At 43.5% G+C, this 19,008-nt stretch carries 13 protein-coding genes, 1 tRNA gene and 2 pseudogenes; 5 read left to right on the top strand and 11 right to left on the bottom strand.

The window, feature by feature from the left end:
- From BM294_RS02695 to BM294_RS02685, 3 genes and pseudogenes are all read right to left on the bottom strand, one after another.
- A pseudogene (locus BM294_RS02695) lies at positions 1-227 on the bottom strand (transposase); the annotation flags it as partial.
- 229 nt (positions 228-456) lie between these two features.
- Complete coding sequence (locus BM294_RS02690) at positions 457-1,632, bottom strand: DUF4317 domain-containing protein (RefSeq protein WP_091204588.1); 1,176 nt, start codon at positions 1,630-1,632, stop codon at positions 457-459.
- 156 nt (positions 1,633-1,788) lie between these two features.
- Positions 1,789-2,664: a pseudouridine synthase gene (locus BM294_RS02685; RefSeq protein ID WP_091204587.1), complete on the bottom strand. Its 876-nt coding sequence runs from the start codon at positions 2,662-2,664 to the stop codon at positions 1,789-1,791.
- 342 nt (positions 2,665-3,006) lie between these two features.
- Here BM294_RS02685 and BM294_RS02680 point away from each other — a divergent pair, with 342 nt between their 5' ends.
- Together BM294_RS02680 and BM294_RS02675 are read left to right on the top strand one after the other, a co-directional pair.
- Positions 3,007-4,542: a polysaccharide deacetylase family protein gene (locus BM294_RS02680; RefSeq protein WP_091204585.1), complete on the top strand. Its 1,536-nt coding sequence runs from the start codon at positions 3,007-3,009 to the stop codon at positions 4,540-4,542.
- A gap of 324 nt (positions 4,543-4,866) precedes the next feature.
- A complete protein-coding gene (locus BM294_RS02675) occupies positions 4,867-6,537 on the top strand; it encodes a M3 family oligoendopeptidase (RefSeq protein WP_091204584.1) in 1,671 nt (556 codons plus the stop codon).
- A 188-nt stretch (positions 6,538-6,725) separates the two neighbouring features.
- Here BM294_RS02675 and BM294_RS02670 read toward each other — a convergent pair whose 3' ends face one another.
- The 7 genes and pseudogenes from BM294_RS02670 to BM294_RS02640 form a co-directional block, all read right to left on the bottom strand.
- Positions 6,726-7,934, bottom strand: coding sequence for a DHHW family protein (locus BM294_RS02670; RefSeq protein ID WP_175494444.1), 1,209 nt, complete (start codon positions 7,932-7,934; stop codon positions 6,726-6,728).
- A 149-nt stretch (positions 7,935-8,083) separates the two neighbouring features.
- Positions 8,084-9,541, bottom strand: a complete 1,458-nt coding sequence (locus BM294_RS02665; RefSeq protein ID WP_091204581.1) for an MBOAT family O-acyltransferase — start codon at positions 9,539-9,541, stop codon at positions 8,084-8,086.
- 88 nt (positions 9,542-9,629) lie between these two features.
- Positions 9,630-10,577, bottom strand: a complete 948-nt coding sequence (locus BM294_RS02660; protein ID WP_091204580.1) for a GDSL-type esterase/lipase family protein — start codon at positions 10,575-10,577, stop codon at positions 9,630-9,632.
- 130 nt (positions 10,578-10,707) lie between these two features.
- The gene (locus tag BM294_RS02655) at positions 10,708-11,649 is read right to left on the bottom strand and encodes a GDSL-type esterase/lipase family protein (protein WP_091204578.1); all 942 of its coding nucleotides are present in this window, start codon (positions 11,647-11,649) and stop codon (positions 10,708-10,710) included.
- A 166-nt stretch (positions 11,650-11,815) separates the two neighbouring features.
- Positions 11,816-11,886, bottom strand: a tRNA-Gly gene (locus BM294_RS02650).
- Positions 11,887-12,168: 282 nt separating this feature from the next.
- Positions 12,169-12,357: a hypothetical protein gene (locus BM294_RS02645; protein WP_091204577.1), complete on the bottom strand. Its 189-nt coding sequence runs from the start codon at positions 12,355-12,357 to the stop codon at positions 12,169-12,171.
- A 230-nt stretch (positions 12,358-12,587) separates the two neighbouring features.
- Positions 12,588-13,151, bottom strand: a pseudogene (locus BM294_RS02640) (flavin reductase family protein); the annotation flags it as partial.
- Positions 13,152-13,451: 300 nt separating this feature from the next.
- Between BM294_RS02640 and BM294_RS02635 the strand changes: the two are divergent.
- Positions 13,452-14,414: a GDSL-type esterase/lipase family protein gene (locus BM294_RS02635; RefSeq protein WP_091204573.1), complete on the top strand. Its 963-nt coding sequence runs from the start codon at positions 13,452-13,454 to the stop codon at positions 14,412-14,414.
- Between the two features lie 137 nt (positions 14,415-14,551).
- A complete protein-coding gene (locus BM294_RS02630) occupies positions 14,552-15,283 on the top strand; it encodes a DUF4358 domain-containing protein (RefSeq protein WP_091204572.1) in 732 nt (243 codons plus the stop codon).
- Between the two features lie 193 nt (positions 15,284-15,476).
- Here the strand turns inward: BM294_RS02630 and BM294_RS02625 are convergent, their stop codons facing one another.
- Positions 15,477-16,433, bottom strand: coding sequence for a LysR family transcriptional regulator (locus tag BM294_RS02625; RefSeq protein WP_175494442.1), 957 nt, complete (start codon positions 16,431-16,433; stop codon positions 15,477-15,479).
- Positions 16,434-16,618: 185 nt separating this feature from the next.
- Here BM294_RS02625 and BM294_RS02620 point away from each other — a divergent pair, with 185 nt between their 5' ends.
- Positions 16,619-18,811 carry an FAD-binding protein gene (locus BM294_RS02620; RefSeq protein ID WP_091204568.1) on the top strand — a complete coding sequence of 731 codons (2,193 nt, stop codon included), beginning with the start codon at positions 16,619-16,621 and terminating at the stop codon, positions 18,809-18,811.
- Positions 18,812-19,008: the final 197 nt, after the last annotated feature.

Genomic DNA, 19,008 nt, shown 5'->3' with positions numbered 1-19,008 from the left:
ATCTCCTTTATAATAAGAGCACCTATAATTACGTTAATCGGAGTGTTACGGCGTGAAGGCTGATCACTGTACAATACTCGGAAAGGCTCTTCATCTATAGCTGGAAAAATATTTTCAGAAAAAAATTTAGCCCATGATTTTTCAAGCATTTTTACTTCTCTTTGGGTTAAATTAGAAGTAGAATCAAACAAGCTGATTTGCTGAGATGAATTTGTTGCAAATGACATAAACTATACCTCCAACAGATCCTATCTCTATTATACTATTTAGAAAAGGTAATGTATTAGGTTTTTAAGGTTCTAGCGCCCCATTTGTCGGGCGACTCATAATATTCAACAAAGAACCGATTATATCTGCACCACCTGATAATAAGCTTCCCCGTCACGGATCATCCAACCTACATCAACTCTTTTCGCAGAAATCCATTCTGCGGAAAATCAATCATCCGTTCTAAGATCAGGCTTTTGCCTCTTCTTCCACCTTAACAGGTTTCAGATTCTGTCTTATCTTTATACCGTTAACTTCTATATCATCCGCAATAGGTATCAGGAGATACTCTCTTCCGTCAATAACCCGGGTTTCAACGAAATCAGCATTCTCAGACTTGACATCAAGCTTCATAGTAAGAGACTTCACGACGAGATGCTTCTGATCCTGGATATTCTCGGCAACAAGAGGAGAATTGTCATCTCCCACCGCTTCGTCATAGATACGTTCGAACTGGTTTAACTGTTCGTCTGTAGCTCCGTTTGATTCAAGAAGCCTCTTCACGTCTCCCTTCGAAAGCTCTACATGGTCATCAGTTTCCTTATCGTTACTATTTTCACGAATCATCTCATTGATCTGTTCAGAGATATTTCTGACCGTTTCAAATGTACAGTCACCTGAAAGAGTTGTCTCTATGATCTCCCTGAATACATGTTGCTGATCTTTTTCTGTTCGGGAAAGCTCCGTTCCCAAAACATCCAGCGCAAGCTCCTCGTGACGTTCCTCAGGATGCCTTGAATAGTAAAGAGAACTGTGGATATCCATATTACGGAAATTGAACGCAGGGAACAAAAATGCATTTTCCGGATTTTTAACCGCCCAATCATCGGTACGACTCATAAAGGTCTGAGCATTAACATCATAACAGAGACCCTCTCTCAGAAGCTCCACGGGGCAGATAGTGCAGAGAATAAAACTGTAGACATATTCGCTTGCATCATCAAGCACAGTCTGATCTTTAAGCTTCAGCGGAATATCATAAACACCATGGCTCAAAATAATCAGATACTTTCCAGGATAGCTGTAACTTCTGATGATTCTGTCGAACATCTGCTCCACAAGTGCATCATCCTTAAGCTCAGACTGCTGTAGTTTAATGAGAAAATCCTGATGACCTCCCTCCACTTCTTCTGCTATCGGAAACTCTACATTAAACAGATTTCTTCCGAATTTACCCGACATTGAGCGCTTGAACAGCTCACAATACTTGGAACGTTCCTCATCCTCAAGCTGAAGAAACATATCATGGAAAGTTGAGATTCTTTCCTTCTCTTCGTTTACATAACAGGCACGCATGCGGTCTATACGACAGTCATTCTTATTAAAACACTTTGATTTGATCTCACTTACTGACTTCTTGTCCATTTATTATCCTTTCTTCGGAATATTTCTATATATCCGTTTATCCGGCAGGTATCCATAAAACTGATACATCTTAATACTTATCCGGATTTCTCCTCCCGGGAATCATCCTAAAAAAAACACTGGGGAAACGCTTTAATCAGCGTTTTCCTAAGCCTTTTAATCTTCTGCGCCGGAGGTCGCATCCTTCAAAACAGCAATCTCCTCTTCCGTAAGACTTCTGTACTCTCCCGGCGCAAGGCTCTCATCGAGTTCAATGCATCCCATAGACATTCTCTTCAGATAAAGCACATCCTTACCACCGGGAAGTGCTCTGATCATCTTCTTTATCTGATGAAACTTACCCTCCTGAATGGTAACCTTTATCTCCGAGCAAAGTGTGTCCGAATTAACATTGGCAGCTTCCTCTGCCCCCTTAAAGGCCGCACCGGACAAGCGGACTCTTTCAAATCTTTCAGAATCAAGAGACAACTGAAGTTCATCACTTATTTCTTTCACAGACTTACCTGTAGAAAGAATCTCAAGTCCTGCCGGCATAGCTGTCAGATGCTCATCAAAACGAATACCCTTTTTGAACTTACTGCGATCCTCTTCGTCAATCTCTCCGGAAACCACCGCATAGTATACTTTATCGATATGATGTTTCGGAGCAAGCAGTCTGTGGGCAAGAGTACCATCATTTGTGATGATGAGAAGCCCCTCCGTATCCTTATCCAAACGTCCTACCGGGAAAAGATCCTTTCTTGTCTGTCCTCCAAACTCATCATCTCTAATCAAATCAACAACCGTGGTCTGCCGTTTATCTTCACTTGCTGAGATGATACCCGCCGGCTTGTTAAGCATGTAATACTGGTACTGTTCATACCTTATCTCTTCGCCAAAAAAGGTGATGAGCGAATCCGATGATACATCAAATCCCGCTTCACGTATAACCTCTCCATCCACTGTGACCTTGCACTTTCTTATGGCCTTTTTTATATCACTTCTGCTGCCGACACCCATATCGGCAAGATATTTGTCTAAACGCATCAGCATTCTCCTCATCTTATAAACTCTGTTTTTAATCCGCAATCCCTGACAAACAGTTGTAAATCCAGCCGACTCTATATAAGCCGTTTTTCACCTCTGTTCTACAGGTTTAAATCACACGGACCATGAACAGCAAATTGCAGCATTCCCCATACCTGATCGCATCATTAGATGGGTACATTATCATATATTTATCTCACTTCCAAGTACCTTGTCTATTCTTATCCATTCCTGGCATAAAATTTAACCTGAAACCTACACATTTGTTTTGATATTTAATCCCCCATAATATGTAATTTGTGATAAACTTATCACTATATGTAGATTAATCATTTGGAAGTTCAGAATATGGCAAGAAATATTTATCAGGATCACAACAACAGGAGCACCGGGCGCTCCCAAAGGCAAGGTTCCGGAGATCAAAGATACCGTACAGCTTCGTCAACGGGTTCGAGACATTCCGGACAGAACCACTCACAGGGACATAGTTCCGACAGAACCAGAACCGGCAGGAATTACGTTATGTCCAATGCCGAGAAAGAAGCCCGACGCGAAAAGAAACTGAGAGCCATGAGGCGAAAGAAGGCAAAACAACGGGCTTATACATACAGGATTATAGTTCTCAGCGTTCTTTTGCTTACTGTCGTCTTTGTATGGAAGGGCGTAACCGGTATAACCGGTTATATAGATGACAGCCGTCAGCAGAAGGTAGATGCGATGCAGAACATCGATATAAATAAGGACAATGTTTCCATCGATGTGGCCGGTCAGACATTTGCAGCAGAAACCACCGAAGCAACAGTTGCCACAACTGAAGCTTATGATCCCACTCATGTCTTATCAAATGGCCGATATGTTGACACCACAAAGCCTATGGTTGCACTAACCTGGGACGATGGGCCAAAGAGCTCTGTTGGCGATAAGCTCATGGATCTCCTGGAGGCAAACAACGGCAGAGGAACCTTCTTTATAGTAGGAAGTCGTATAGATGATTTCACCGATGAGGTTAAACGTATGGCCGCTAACGGTCATGAAATAGCAAACCACAGTTGGGATCACGACGAAAAACTCTCAAAGAACTCCTCTGATTACATCCAACAGGAATTCGAAAAGACCAATGCGAAGGTTGAGGAAGTCACAGGCATAAGACCCGCTCTTGTCCGTCTTCCGGGCGGCATCATATCAGACACTGTTCGAAGCACTATAACACAGCCTATGATCTTCTGGTCCATCGATACTCTTGACTGGAAGTCAAAGAATGCCGAGTCAGTTGCAAGTATCATCCAGTCCGAGGTGAAGGACGGGGACATCATCCTCATGCATGAACTTTACGATTCCACACTTGCTGCCTGCCAGACAATCATCCCCTGGCTTGCACAGCAGGGATATCAGATGGTGACTGTATCTGAACTTATTGCATTCAGAAATGCTGACGTTCAGGGAGGAAACGGAAAACAGTATTCTTCTTTCCCACCGAAAAAAACAGAAACTGAAACAACAGTAGCGGAAGCTTCTGCAACCCCTGAGACAAAGGCTGCATCATCCGAAAGTTCTGAAAAGACCACGGCCAAAACTACCGAAGCTGAAACAAGCAGCACAAAGAAGTCCAGTGAAAACAGCGAAACCGAAAGCAGTAAGAAATCTGCTTCCGAAACCAGGTCTTCAGAAACTGTAGAGACGGCAGCATCTTCTCAGGAAGCCGCAAATGATGATGTTATTGATGCTCCTGACCAGTTATCGGCAGACGATAACTATACGCCGACAGTAGCCCAGGAAGCTCAGAAGGTTTCGGAAACTGCAGCATGGATGAATGTTCAGGGTTCCGGCGATGCACAAGCCTCTGCCAATCCTCAGGCTGATGCTATTCAGGCTGATTCGCCCTGATAAAGACAGTTGATTTTTGTTCTTTGATCATAAGACGAAAAAATATCTTTATCTTGTAATAAAAAAATATATAATAGTACTACATTTTGCCCCGCCCTTTGGGAACGTCGGTTCATACATATCTCGCTCCGCGAGGAACCGGTTCATGTGTCGGATTCTTCATCGGATCCGGTACTTCACAAAGGACGAGGCATTTTATGCATATTCACATAATCTGTCTTTTACAGCAGAACATGCCAGATGTTCTCTAAAGAACCGGCATGTAACGTCACTCCTTCGCAGAGCGAAATCACAATGGTGTGACGTTTCAAAGGAGGATATAAAATGAAATTTTCAGAGATGCCTTACGAGCGCATAGATTTCAAGAAACTCTCTCAGGATTTCAAAGATCTGGAAGATCGTTTCGAGAAAGCCGAAAGTGGAGAAGAACAGTTCAGAATCCATCAGGAATTCTATCTCATGTATAATCACGTGATGACTGAATCACAGATCGCCATGATACGTTCAGATATAGATATGTCTGACGATAAGCTTCTCGCAGAGCAGGAGTACTTCGACGAAAACATGCCCGTATTCCAGAATCTGGTGGTCTCATATCGCAAGAAGTTCTATAACTCCCCATTCAGACCTTATCTCGAAGAGAAAATCGGAAAGGTTGCCTTCAAGAATATTGAACTTGCCATGAAATCTGTTGATGATAAGCTCATACCTCTCATGCAGGAGGAAAACAAACTCCAAACCGGCTACAACAAGCTCCTGGCAAACGCACGGATAAACTGGAAAGGCGAAGAACTTAACTTAAGCCTCATGAATCCATATCTTCATCATCAGGACAGAAGTATCAGAAAAGAAGCCTGGGACAAGTTCAGTGAATTCTTCGTGGCTCATCAGGAAGAACTTGACGACTTCTATGACAAACTTGTTAAAAACCGGACAAAGCAGAGCGAACTTATGGGGCAAAAAAACTACCTTCCTCTTGGCTATGCCCGCATGAACAGAAACAGTTTCTCACGTTCTGATATTCAGGAATTCAGAAAGCAGGTCAAGAATGATTTCGTTCCTTTCGCAGAAAAGCTTCATGATATCAGAAGACGTGAGCTCGGTCTTGAAAAACTCAGTTACATAGACGAGGGTGTCTACTTCACAAACGGTAATCCTTCTCCCGTCGGTACACCGGAGCAGATTCTGGCCGCAGGAAGAAAAATGTATAACGAACTTTCACCGGAAACCGGACGATTCATCAACTTCATGTGTGATTCTGAGCTTTTTGATGTTTTAGGACGAAAGAATAAGAAAACCGGTGGCTATATGACCATGATTCCCGACTATTCGGCGCCATTTGTGTTTGCAAACTTCAACGGAACCTCAGGAGATGCAGATGTCATCACTCATGAGTGCGGGCACGCATTCCAGGGATACATCACAGCCGACGATCCAATCATCGAGCACAATGACATCACCATGGAGATTGCCGAAACCCACTCCATGTCCATGGAATTCTTCACTGAGCCATGGATGCCACTCATCTTCGGTAAGCGTTCCGATGACTATATAAAGATGCATTTCATGGATTCTGTCATGTTTATCCCTTACGGAACCATGGTGGACGAGTTCCAGGATATCATGTACAGCGACCCCGGTCTTTCACCAAAGGCAAGAAATGAAGTCTGGAGAGACCTTGAGCGTCAGTACAAACCTCATCTTGATTACACAGGTAATGACTACTTTGAGAATGGCGGCTACTGGCAGCGTCAGCACCACATCTACGATAGTCCGCTTTACTATATCGATTACTGTATCGCAGGTGCCAATGCTCTCCAGTACAAGGTCCGCATGGACAAGGACTATCGTGAGGCCTGGAACAGCTACCTAAAGCTCTGCAAGCTCTCTGCTTCAGACTTCTATAACGGTCTCATGAAAAAAGCCGGTCTCGATAATGTATTTGAGGATGGATGTCTCAGATATATCGTAAGGAAGCTTGATGAGAAGTTTTGATCCGATTCAGACTATTGACATGCTTTTAATATGTAAGACTCAAATCGAATATAGCTAAATACTCGTTATAATAACACCTTTCTAATACAAAAAAGCCTCGTTCTTTGATATGTACCCGCCTTACTGGTTGTCCATTAAACAGGGTACATATCACTTTTGAACGAGACTTTTTTAATTTAACGATCAAATCAGAATATTCCACCGATTCCCAGATCAGTATCAATGGTGTTCATGTTATACAGAATAAGCACATCCGTAACCTCGGGATGCTCATTGATAAATGATGCCGGGCCGAAACGGTAGTAACGGGTATCAAAAACATAAATCTTCTTATAGTGATTTACAAGGAAAGGTACGATCGAATTTGCATAACTGTCCTTGATAAGAACCATAACCTTGTCGGAATCCGCAGTCTCATTGGTTATCTCGATGAGAGGATGAAGGTTGTTGAGAAACATGGAATACTTATCCTTTTTCTCCAGGTACTCCTTATTGTAAAGAGTATCTGTAACCTCCTGTGAATCGGTATAGTTCACAGTCAAGACATTATCCGGATTCTCATAGATGGTTATCTCCTCTCCGGCCACCGTAGTGTCATTAAGCTTCGAGTAAACCGTGCCCTTGAAGCTATCCGTCACTACAGTTTTTGTAAATGCCTCCTCCGGAATGGGTTCAATACCCTCCGCCTTACAGTATTCTCTGTAAGCAACATAAGCACCGTATGTAGTCCAGTGATGATCGGTATGATAGTATAGCGGAGTAAACCCGGCCACACTTTTCTCTGTCTCAGCGGCCTCAATAAGTCCCTGATAACAATCTATACGTTTCATCTCAGGAAGCGCCTCATAAAGCTTCTCCATGGTTTCAAGCTGCTTAAGTTCTCCCTTGTCAGGGGCATATGCAGGAAGCTTATCATTATAGACAGTCACTGCCGTAGGCACCAGCATCAGCTTAATATTGTCTTTGGCATCAGTGGTTACATCCTGATACAGCTTTCTGTACTGGTTGATAATCTTTTCACTCTGCTTTGGCTCATCGTAAGCCTCAATGAGAAATCCGTCCTTCGCAATGTATATGTCATTGATTTCCTGCTTTCCCATCATCATCTCAGCCTTGGTTTTAAACGTCATAAACTGGTCACGGGCAGGAAAATGATCTGACAGATACTTCTGTATTCCGCTCATATACGATCCGTCCTTTAATGACTGAAACGTGTAGGTCGGCCACAGTGCCAGCTGTCTGTTCTCACTTTCACTGAATTCCCTCTTAGGCGAAAGCATAAACCATACTCCGAAAACAAGTATGGCAATTGTAACCGTCATCACAGTGATGACATTACCCACATTCCGGACACCTGCCAGAAGATAGTCTTCTTTTTTATTTGATTCATTTTGCATCATAAACTCCTATTATCAGGCGTCAATGCCCTGAACAATGTCAGAAAATACTAATTAATGCATTTCTCTGCAAATATCCACGCATCCGCCGGAGACTTTAATGAACCGTTGCATCATTCAGCGGTTTATTTGTATTTCTTTGCTTCCCATCAGAATCTGAAATAAAGGAATGGATTGTAGGTATCATTCACAAGATATGCTGTTGTAAGGAAGAACAGGACAATGTAAAAAGATGAACGTAGGATAGTAAAAAATGTTTCCCTCGTAATCATCTCAGAAAGGCCGGCCTTTCCATTTCCCTTTGCAACACTTCTAAGTCTGCCTCTAAGCCATGGATATACCGGGAACGAAATGGTGCACCCCAGTATAAGCAGTATAAAATTGTTTCTGAGATACCACAGCACATCAGCATTATAGAAAGGCGCTCCGGATATTCCGAACATGATTTTGAGGTAATGTCCAAGCTGCCCCATATCATCAAATACAAAGATGATAAATCCTGTCACATATATAAACATGGCATAAAGGTGCTGAAGGAATGATGGCAGCTTACCGAGTGCCTTGCCCCATACATTTTTCTCAAGCGCAAGGAGCACTCCGTAGAAAAGTCCCCAGAGTATAAAGTTCCAGGCTGCTCCATGCCAGAGCCCCGTCAGAAACCACACAATGAACATGTTTCTGAGCTGCTTCAGCTCACCGTGACGGTTTCCTCCCAAAGGAATGTATACATAGTCACGGAACCAGGTACTTAATGAAATGTGCCAGCGTCTCCAAAAATCCGTCACAGATACCGCACTCAAAGGATAATTAAAGTTCTCAAGATAGTGGAATCCAAGCATTCTGCCCATTCCGATGGCCATATCACTGTAGGCACTGAAGTCAAAATAAAGCTGAAGTGTAAAACACACAGCTCCCAGCCACGCACTGACAACACTAAGTTCTCCTATGGATGCAAATGCTCCTGCCTTTATCACTTCCCAAAGAGAACCGATGGTATTGGCAAGCAGTACCTTTTTGAACAGTCCCTGGAGAAATCTGAGACCGCCCTGGATAAAACCTTCAAAATCAATCTTACGTTCGTGCAGTTCTTCATTAACCGTTGAAAATCTGACGATAGGTCCCGCGATAAGCTGTGGAAACATGGAAACGTATGTAAGGTAATAGAAATAATTCTTCTCAACCTTCACCTGTTTCTTATAAAGGTCTATGGTATAGCTCATGGTCTGAAATGTAAAAAAGCTTATACCGATAGGAAGTCCCAACCCCAGTGGCATGATGGCAGTTCCTGAAACTGCATTAACAGACTCTATCAGGAAATCCGCATACTTGAAGAAACCAAGAACCGATAGATCGATGATAACAGATAGAGCAAGGCAAATCCTTCTCACATTTTGATTGTCCCCTGCCCTGTCCATAATTCTTCCGAGACTGTAATCAGATAAAGTCTCAAATAGCATCAGCAGGATGTATATAGGCTCTCCCCAGGCATAGAACACCAGCGAAAATACAAGAAGGACATAGTTTTTCATCTTGAATGGCACCAGATAATAAAGTATCAGGCACAGTGGGAGAAAGAAAAACAGGAATGGAATACTACTGAAAACCATAATAATCTCCGTTTACACACAAAATGATGTGAGCGGCAAATTCTTTTGTCACCCACATCATCATTAATATTTTACAATTTGCTGCCTGTCAGGCTGTTGCAGCTGCTGTCTCCGCAACAGTTCCGGAAGTGGTTTCTGATGTTGAGGCTGCATTCTCTTCGATAACTGTCTCATCATTTGCATGAGCATAGTTCTTACTTGCGGCATACTCTCTCAGACACTGTACCCAGACAACATATGCATCGGCATTCTGGTGAATATACTTGTCTGTGCAGTACTTAGGATCAAGGTTGCCGTTAGCATCTGCAAGACGGTTTGCAATGTCGATATAACCGTATCCCTTTTCAGCAGCAAGCTCCTGCATAGAGGTATTAAGCTTACGAACAGTATCATTGTCGAAAGCCCAGCTCTTGATACCCGAAAGCTTTGTCTGTGCATCAGGATAGATATATGTGGTGCTGATGATCGTGATGTCAACTGCAGGATTTGCCGCAGCAATTGATTCTATCAATGACTTGTAGTTTGCAAGCACCTCACTTGGACGCATCTTTACATCATTGAGCCCAAGAGACAGATATACATGTCTGGCGCCTGAAAGAGCAACAAGTTCAGGAGCATAATGTTGTGCTCCACCGTACCAGAGATGGTTTACACCTTCGGTTCCGATAGGCTGAATCTCGTCATGGATACTGTAACGTGCCTGAGTGAAGAACTTAAGGTTTGCAAGTAAAGGATTGGCACTTCTTTTAAGCGCATACTTGTTGAAACCATCAGCTACAGAATCTCCGATGATAACGGAATCCTTGTAGAAATCAACCACCCTCTGATCTTCCTGAGCATTAAGGACAGGATCAGAAGCAAGTTCCTGAGCTTCTGTGGTCTGAGCTCCTGTTGAGTTTTCTGTTGCTGCAGAAGTCTCTGTAACCGCAGTCTGAGCTGAACCTGAAGTTTCATCAGCCATTGAAATGATACCTGATGAAATAATCATTGATGATGCCAAAGCTATAAGCATAGCCTTTCTAAAAGTCTTTTTCATACTCTCTCCATTCCGCCGTCGTTTGTGTGAAACCACACTAGCGGTCAATATATAATATTCACCATACCGGATTACGGCATGATATTAACAAAGAATCTATACCCCTACCTGATATATCCCTGAACCTGTATCATACAAGTCCCAGCTTCTTAAGTCCGTATTCCTTAAGGGCGGCTGTCCAGATATCATATGCCTGATCATTCTGATGTATATACTCATCCGAGCTGTAAACCGGATTCAGATCACCGTTTTCATCCTTAAGACGATCGGCCACATTGATAAAGTTCCAGCCTCTTGCAGCACATACCTGCTCCATCGTTGTGTTGAATTTCTTAACATTCGGGCTGGTCATAGTGCCGTAGTACTTGCCGGGATAGATATAAGTAGCACTGAATATGGTGATATCTACATCAGGATTGACAGCAACTATCTGATCGATAAGCTTCTGATAATCCTCTATCACATCAGGGTACTGAACTTCGGTAGTTCCGAAAGACAGGAACACATGCTTTGCGCCCATAAGCTGCACAGAATCCCATACGAAACGCTGCTGCCCTCTGTAGAACGGATGGCGGCTTGTAGTGCTTATACTGTCAAATGCGCCTTCTATATAGTAACCATTGGCTGTAAGTGCCTGAAAGTTCTTGAGAACCGGATCCTCAGCATGCTTCTTTGTATAAAGCGCAAATCCGTTTCCGATTGAATTGCCTATAATAACTGAGTTCTGGAACAGATGATCAAGTGCCTGATTCTGCTCTTCAGTAAGATTCGATGTGTCTATGGCCGAAACAGGGCCAATGATGACAGCACCTGAAGAACTCACATATGTACCAAGACTCGCCTGTGCCACCTGTGCCGCATAAGCTGCATCTGCCGCCGCGGAAGCTTCTGAAGTTGCGGAAGCCTCTGACTGTACGGAATCGCCACCCACACCGGGTCCAAACTGACCTGACTGATACGTGTCTAAATCAATGCCGGATGCTCCTGTTGTTGCAGCAAGTGAAGAAATGCCGGCATTTGTGATGATTGCAGTGCTGAGTGCCAGCATCGCAAGTTTTCTCATACCTCTCATAATAAATCCCTTCGTTTTTAGTCTACATGCACCATTCTAGCACAAAGAAACTTATCTGGTCATAAAATCAACTTTCGCATCAATTACAAATTACTAACGGTTATCAAAAAAAGCCGTAGAATCAATGGAAAATCAAAATCCCCATGATCTTACGGCTTTTCATTCAAGCAGCTAACGGGAATCGAACCCGCCTCCTCGGCTTGGGAAGCCGATGTACTACCGATGTACTATAGCTGCAACTCTTGTACCTCTAAGATTTTACTCCTATTTTTCATCAAGTCAACCAAGATTAAAAATCTTTCTGATCAGAAAATTTTATGATGTAAGGGTCCAGAGTACCAAATCACGTGCTTGCACATTGATTTGAGACTTTATGCGCATCATTTGTGAGTGGCAAATACTTTTGACACTCACGTCATTTTATGTCTTAACAGTTCACCCGCCGGCATTAGGTTAAGTATTCCGTTCATGAAACTTATACCGATTCAATATGCCGCAGAACTGCTAAATGATGTCCTTTCACTTTTTATTCTTCCACTTTGTATTAAAAAAGTGGAGATAGGAATATACTGCGATGACACATATAACAAGGTTGATATAAAAATTATCAGTGTATCTGTATATCAGTGTCGCTATAAGAATAAAAGTCACTATGATGAAAATATTTCTGTTTCTGTTAAGAAATGCCCGTATTTTTTCAATATTCATCGTCACCCTCTTCTACTGAATGATTTTCCTGTTTTCTTTGCAAACGCTCTATTATCTCCGACAAAAGATGTTTTCTTTGAAGGATTAGCCTTTCTGTCCTTGAAAAGCTTCTTCTCCTTTGAACTGTTACTGCTATTCGTCTTTTGAGACTTCTCTTTGGAATGCTTCTCCACAGATCTTCTGTCAGACTTCCTGTCAGGCTTAGAACGGTTGCCTTGCTTTGGCGCAGGCTTCTTTCGAACTGAATATCCGAAGCTTCCGAGCTTTTCTCCCAAAGACATATAGTCTCCATGAGAATAAGCCACGAGCCCGACTTCATCCATGTGAAAAGCTCCCTTTTCATCTATATACTGCTCATCAACCTGAACCGCCACAACTTCTGCAAGAAACATGTCATGTGTTCCCAATGGCAGAACCTGGGTCACCTTACACTCAATAGATACCGGCGCCTCTTCAATGGTAGGCGCTGAAACAGCACTTGCTTCTCCCTCGTGAAGTCCCATATCCTTCCATTTATCCACTTTACCAATGCTTCTGACTCCGCAGTAATCAAGAGCCTTAACCAGCTTTTCATCCGGAAGATTGATAACAAACTCGCCTGACTCTACTAGCATGGGATAGCTGCCTCTGTTTTTACGCACGGAAATATATGCCATAGGCGGATCAGAGCAGATGGTGCCTGTCCACGCTACGGTGATGATATTGCTTTTGCCTGATTTATCCCTGAGGCTGACCATGACAGCCGGAACTGGATATATGAAATTACCCGGTTTTTTAAATGTTATCTTACTCATACGCTTAATCTAATATTACGAACCTGATGAGTCAAGAAAAATTCAGCCAAACACAGGAAATAAACATTATCTTTTCAAGAACATGTACGATAAATTAAATAGGTTTAATTTTTACTTTGTTTTTACGTTTATAGATAGTTTTCACATAAAGTTTTATCATCATTCCATAAAGTACGTGTGTACATATATCAGTGGTCCGGAAAGGGGTGATTCACGGACTTACAGATATACTTTGCAATTCAACGTAATCTGTCATGTACACACAAGAGGGCAGATTCATGTTCTGAGGGGAGGAAATATATGAAGGCTCGAAGACTGCTATCAGCATTGTTGACTTTTTCTATATCTGTTTCATCTTTATCACTTTCATATGCGGATTCCATAGCAGGTGACAACGGTGCTTCAGGCACATTGTCTCAGATTGGGCCTGCAATCGGAGAATCAGAAAGCTCCATGCCTGTGAATCCTGCAGAGGAAACTTTGGCAGAAACATTATCCGAAACAAAATCCGCCGACGAGCTTTGGCTTGAACAGCAATTGGCAGAACAGGCACGACTTGCAGCCATTGCGCAGCATGCGGCAGATATAGGCAACTACTACAAGGATGCAGTTCTTATCGGGGATTCCGTGGCCATGGGTTTTTCTCTTTATGCCGCAAAGCACTCGAACGATCCGATATTCCAGAACCTCAAGTTTCTTACAAGAGGAAGTTATTCTGTTCACAATGCTTTTTCAAAGATTACGAGCAAATCAACCCATCCGGTATATCTCGGTCAGCAGCGTCATGTATGGGAGTCAATCAGTCTCATGGGTGCAAAGCATGTATACTGCTTTTTCGGTTTAAACGATCTGTATGCCGGAGTGGATGATACCGTTCAGAAGTATCTTCATCTTTTGGACCAGATCACCGCCACAAATCCCGGTGTGGATTTCACTATCATCAGTACTACTCCTATGTACAACGGTTCTGAGAAAAAGAATCTGAACAATGCAAACATCAGAGCACTTAATGCCACTATGGCGGCATTGGCTGAAACAAACGGATGGGGCTACGTTGATATCGCAACGCCCCTTTCAGATGCTAATGGCTGCCTTGCTTCCGGATTCTGCAGCGACCATTATGTGCACCAGACAAACTCTGCTTATGCCGTATGGAAACAGGTGCTTGAAAACTATGCGGAGGCTCATCTTACAAACAGCAGTATCTCCACAGCAGAAACAGAATCCGAAACAACTGCCGCAGGAACAACGGCTACGCAGTAATGCTATTTGTATTAGCCTATGTTTTTACAAGTTTTTCATTGTTAAAATGTAAATATATATTATAATGATGCAAGTAGTTCCATATAGGAACAAGATAAGAATGTAATGATTTCAACATAGTATGGGGAGAAAGAATTATGAAGAGACACATTATTTTAACAACTGCTGCCATCCTTGCAGTATCTGCTATTACACTTAACGGATGCGGAAGTTCATCAAAAACCAATGCTGTTACAACAGCCGCTGTAGAGACAACTGCTGCTGCCGAGGAAACAACCGAGAAGGCAACAGAGGAGACCACAACTGCTGCTGAGACCGAAGAGGAAACAACTGCTGCCGCTGAAGAGACTACTGCCGCAGCTGAGGAAAGCTCTGAAGAAGAGACTACAACTGCTGCCGAAGAGACTACTAAGGAAGAGACTACCGCCGAGGAGACCACCAAAGAGGAGACTACAACTGCAGCTGAGACTACTGCAGCACAGGTTGCTTCTGTAGCTCCAAGCGATATCTACAACAAGGTTACCGGTCTTCTTCCGGGCATGGTAACAGTTGATGCAAACTATATTTCAAACTACTATGGCATCGATGCATCTCAGCTTGAGGGGTATGTATTTGCTATGGCAGAGGACGTAACAAAGGCTGATACAGTTGCCATCCTTGAAGCTAAGGATGCAGCTTCAGTTTCTACTCTCGTAGGACAGCTCAGCGCAGTACAGCAGCAGAAGGCTCAGGAGCTCCAGGACTATATGCCTGAACAGTATCAGATCGTAGCAGCAAGTGCAGTTAAGACACTCGGCAAGTACGTTTACCTTGTAATGTCTTCAAATTCAGCTGCCATCGAACAGACTATTGCTTCAAGCATCGGCTGATAGATTTTTAATATCAGTTTAAATGCAAAACTAAGGGGTTCGATTCCCGTTAGCAGCCTGATATATCAGTTTATGAAAAGCACCCATGAAAGGTTTCTGTATCTTTCATGGGTGCTTTTTTCACACTGTACATTAGAGAAACGCTGAATAAATCAGTGTTTTCTTAATTTTTGTAATCTCCCATGCCTTTTCGCTACATGAGTACCGGCACTATCCCCTGTTCATTGCCTTCAGTGTATGTTTTCCTTATGAAACCAAGAAATCTCCGAACAGTTTCGGAAGCATTTTTCCTGTAAAAGATACCGTAGGGCAGGCAGTAATCCCATTCGCATGGAATAAGTTTCATTCCGGGAAGTATGTCATTCCAGCACATAGGGACAAGTAAGAGCTGCTCTTTGAATCCGCTGCCCCAAAGGATGGCGTCACTGGGATAATCCCGGATATCTAGATTTATACCTTGAGATACCATACACTCAAACATATCCGCGATTACAGTAGTTCCTTCATCCCTGAAACATACAACGGTTTCACCCGAAAGATCAGAAATAGAAATCCTGTCCTTTTTGGAAACAGGATGTCGTTCCGGTGCCGCAAAGCCAAAAGGCACATCACATATCCTGAAGAATTCCCATTTCTTCATCCAGGATACCCCGCTGTTAATGCTTTCCACCAGATCTGTCCGGGCCGGAATACGATGTTCGGTATCGATGGAAACCATGTTTATCTTAACATTGTCATTCTTTGCCGAGTAAAGCATCCACAGTTCATAAAGCAAACGACATTTCTCAAGAAGTGATGTACCTATGGAAATATGATTTTCTCTTTCAGCTATCGCTCGAACCTCCTCCATGATAGCATCACCCGCATGAACCCAGGACATGGCTTCTTTTTTCAGATATTCCCCTGCCGGAGTCAGCTCAATACCACCACGATTTCGTGTCAACAGTTTCACATCAAGTCTTTTCTCCAATGAATTTATCTGCTGAAGAACAGCGCTTGGAGTAATGTATAGTTCTGTTGCCGCTTTATTAAAACTTCCCTTATCACATACCATCAGAAAAGTGTGTATCTGTGTGCTGTACATAGTTTCCTCTATATCAAATAATTTTATATGGTTAAGTCCCACTTCAAAGCAAAGGACTCTCCTCATGAGAATCCTGCAATCTCCGGTCATCGGTATTAAGTAAAACTAAATACACATTAACACAATTGAAATATACAAACAACAACAGCCATGGGAAAATATTGTTAAATATATGCCAATTTTTGGTTTGATCTATTGACTTATTCTTATTAGAATTTCGGATCATAATTCAGGATCCGCAAGGAAGAAAAATGGCTAAACTTATTTCCAGAAGAGAATTTCTCAGAGGCACGGCAGCAGGCGCTATGACATTGACAGCCGGAGCGGTTATAGGAGGGCTTACAGGATGTAACTCTTCTGCACCGGAAGCAACATCCGCGGCTGCAACCACTGAAGCCGCAACAGAGGCTGTAAAAAAGACTCTCTACACACCGGGCACATATACTGCAACTGAAAAAGGGCTTGAGAGTGATATCACTGTTACAATGACCTTTGATGAAAACAGCATAACCGATGTTCAGATTGATGCTTCAGGAGAAACCGAGGGTATCGGAACCGCAACCCCGGATCCTCTTTCAAAAGCAATCCTTGAAGCACAGAGCGCAGAAGTGGATGGCGTTTCCGGTGCAACAGTAACATCCAATGCCGTGAAGAAAGCTGCCTCAAATTGTATCGCGCAGGCAAAGGGCGAGGAAGTATCTGAAGCTGCAGGAGCAGGATCTCCCGCAGGTGCTTCTCAGGATGACTGGCTCGGAGCAGAACCTGAGATCAGTGAAAGTGATGTATATAGTGAAGCAGAAGCAGACGTTATAGTTGTCGGTCTGGGAGTTGCAGGTGTCGCAGCTGCAAGAAGTGCCGCAGAAGCTGGTGCAACAGTCATCGGTATAGACGGTGCAGCTGCACCATGCTGCCGTTCAGGAGAGTATGCGGTCATCAACAGCCCTAAGCTCAATGCCCGCTGGCCCGAGAGAGCATTATCAAGAGAAGAAGTTGACGAGATCATCGATTCTCATGTAAATGAATCCTCCTACCGTGTAAAGAGAAGCATCGCAAAGAAGTGGGCTGACAATATCGGTGAAGCCTTCGACTGGTGGACAGAGGCTGACGAGCACCTGTTCATAGCCGATGAGACAAGACAGCCGATCGAAGATGAAAATGCCGACGATTTCATGGTTCCTATCTTCCGTCCTCTTCCTTCATACAAGGATGCAAATGGAAATGAGCATGTTTACAACTGGAAGGAAGAACGCTTCCCATGCTATCCTACTTCAGTCGAGTTCCTTCCCAACCAGTCTGCAACATTCACAGCAAACTGGGACAAGGCTCTCACAACCGGAAATGTTGAAGCATATTTCGGACACTTCGGAAAGAAACTCATCATGAAAGACGGAAAATGCGTCGGAGTATATGCATTAAACGATGACCCTCAGTCTCCGAATAAGGGCAAGTACCTGAAGATAACTGCAAAGAAGGGTGTTATCCTTTCTACCGGGGATTACGGTTCCAATGATGCAGCCATGAAACACTTTGCTCCTGATGTAATGAAGACTCACGCAAACAACAGACTCTTCACCTCCTTTGACGTGAACGGTGTACCTACAAACCAGGGTGACGGTCTCAGAATGGGTGCATGGGCAGGCGCAAAGATCATGGGTTACAACGCTCCTATGATCCACCATATGGGTGGAGGCGCCGATCTTTCCGGCGTAGGTGTTATGGGTAATGCAGGCTTCCTGAACCTCGATATGGATGGAAAGCGTTTTATGTGTGAGGATCTCCCGGGTCAGCAACTCGAGAACCAGATTGAGCAGACAAGACTTATGCAGAGCTGGCAGTTCTTCGATGCAAACTGGCCGGAGCAGGTAACTCATATGCCTGCAGCCCATGGCGGAGCATGCTATTTTGAAGATTATGCATCCATTGATGAAGCACCTAAGAATAATCAAACCTATCGTAACTGGAAGAGCCCTTATCAGCTTGAAGCTGCAGTTCAGGACGGAAGATGTCTGAAGGCAGATACACTGGAAGAGCTTGTTGCTATGGTATATCCTGATGATACAGTCGCTCAGAAGCAGGCACTTGATTCTATCAAGAGATATAATGAGCTTGCAGAATCCGGCTATGATGAAGACTTCCACAAGGTTCCAAGCCGTCTCATGCCCGTGGATACAGCGCCTTTCTATGCAGACCAGTTCACAACAGCCATCATGCTTGTATGTATAGGTGGCCTTGAATCCGATGAGGACTGCCATACCTTCACTGAAGTGACAGACGAACAGGGCCGCCAGGTATGCGGCGAGATCATCAAGGGTCTCTATGTTGCCGGCAATATGCAGGGCGGACGTTTTGGAATGGAGTATCCTATCGGTCTTAAGGGTGTGAGCCACTCCATGGCTATGTACTACGGCAAGGTAGCCGGAGAGAATGCGGCTGCTGAAGTCTAATGCTTACGATGATTATTTGAAATGATACAGAAAATGCAAGGGTATGGGTCGTCACCCATCCCTTGCATTTTCTTAACATACCGATAACCGGTAACACTCCGTAGGAAATTCGTCTCAGGCCGAAACAGCTTCACCGCCTGAGAGCATCAGCATTCTTACGAAACTAAGATAAGGCAAGGCCTGTCACCCATCCCGGG

Source organism: Oribacterium sp. WCC10 (assembly GCF_900113415.1).
Taxonomy (GTDB): domain Bacteria; phylum Bacillota; class Clostridia; order Lachnospirales; family Lachnospiraceae; genus Oribacterium.
The sequence above is the reverse complement of the archived record's forward strand: the minus strand, read 5'-3'. Positions and strand labels throughout refer to the sequence as shown.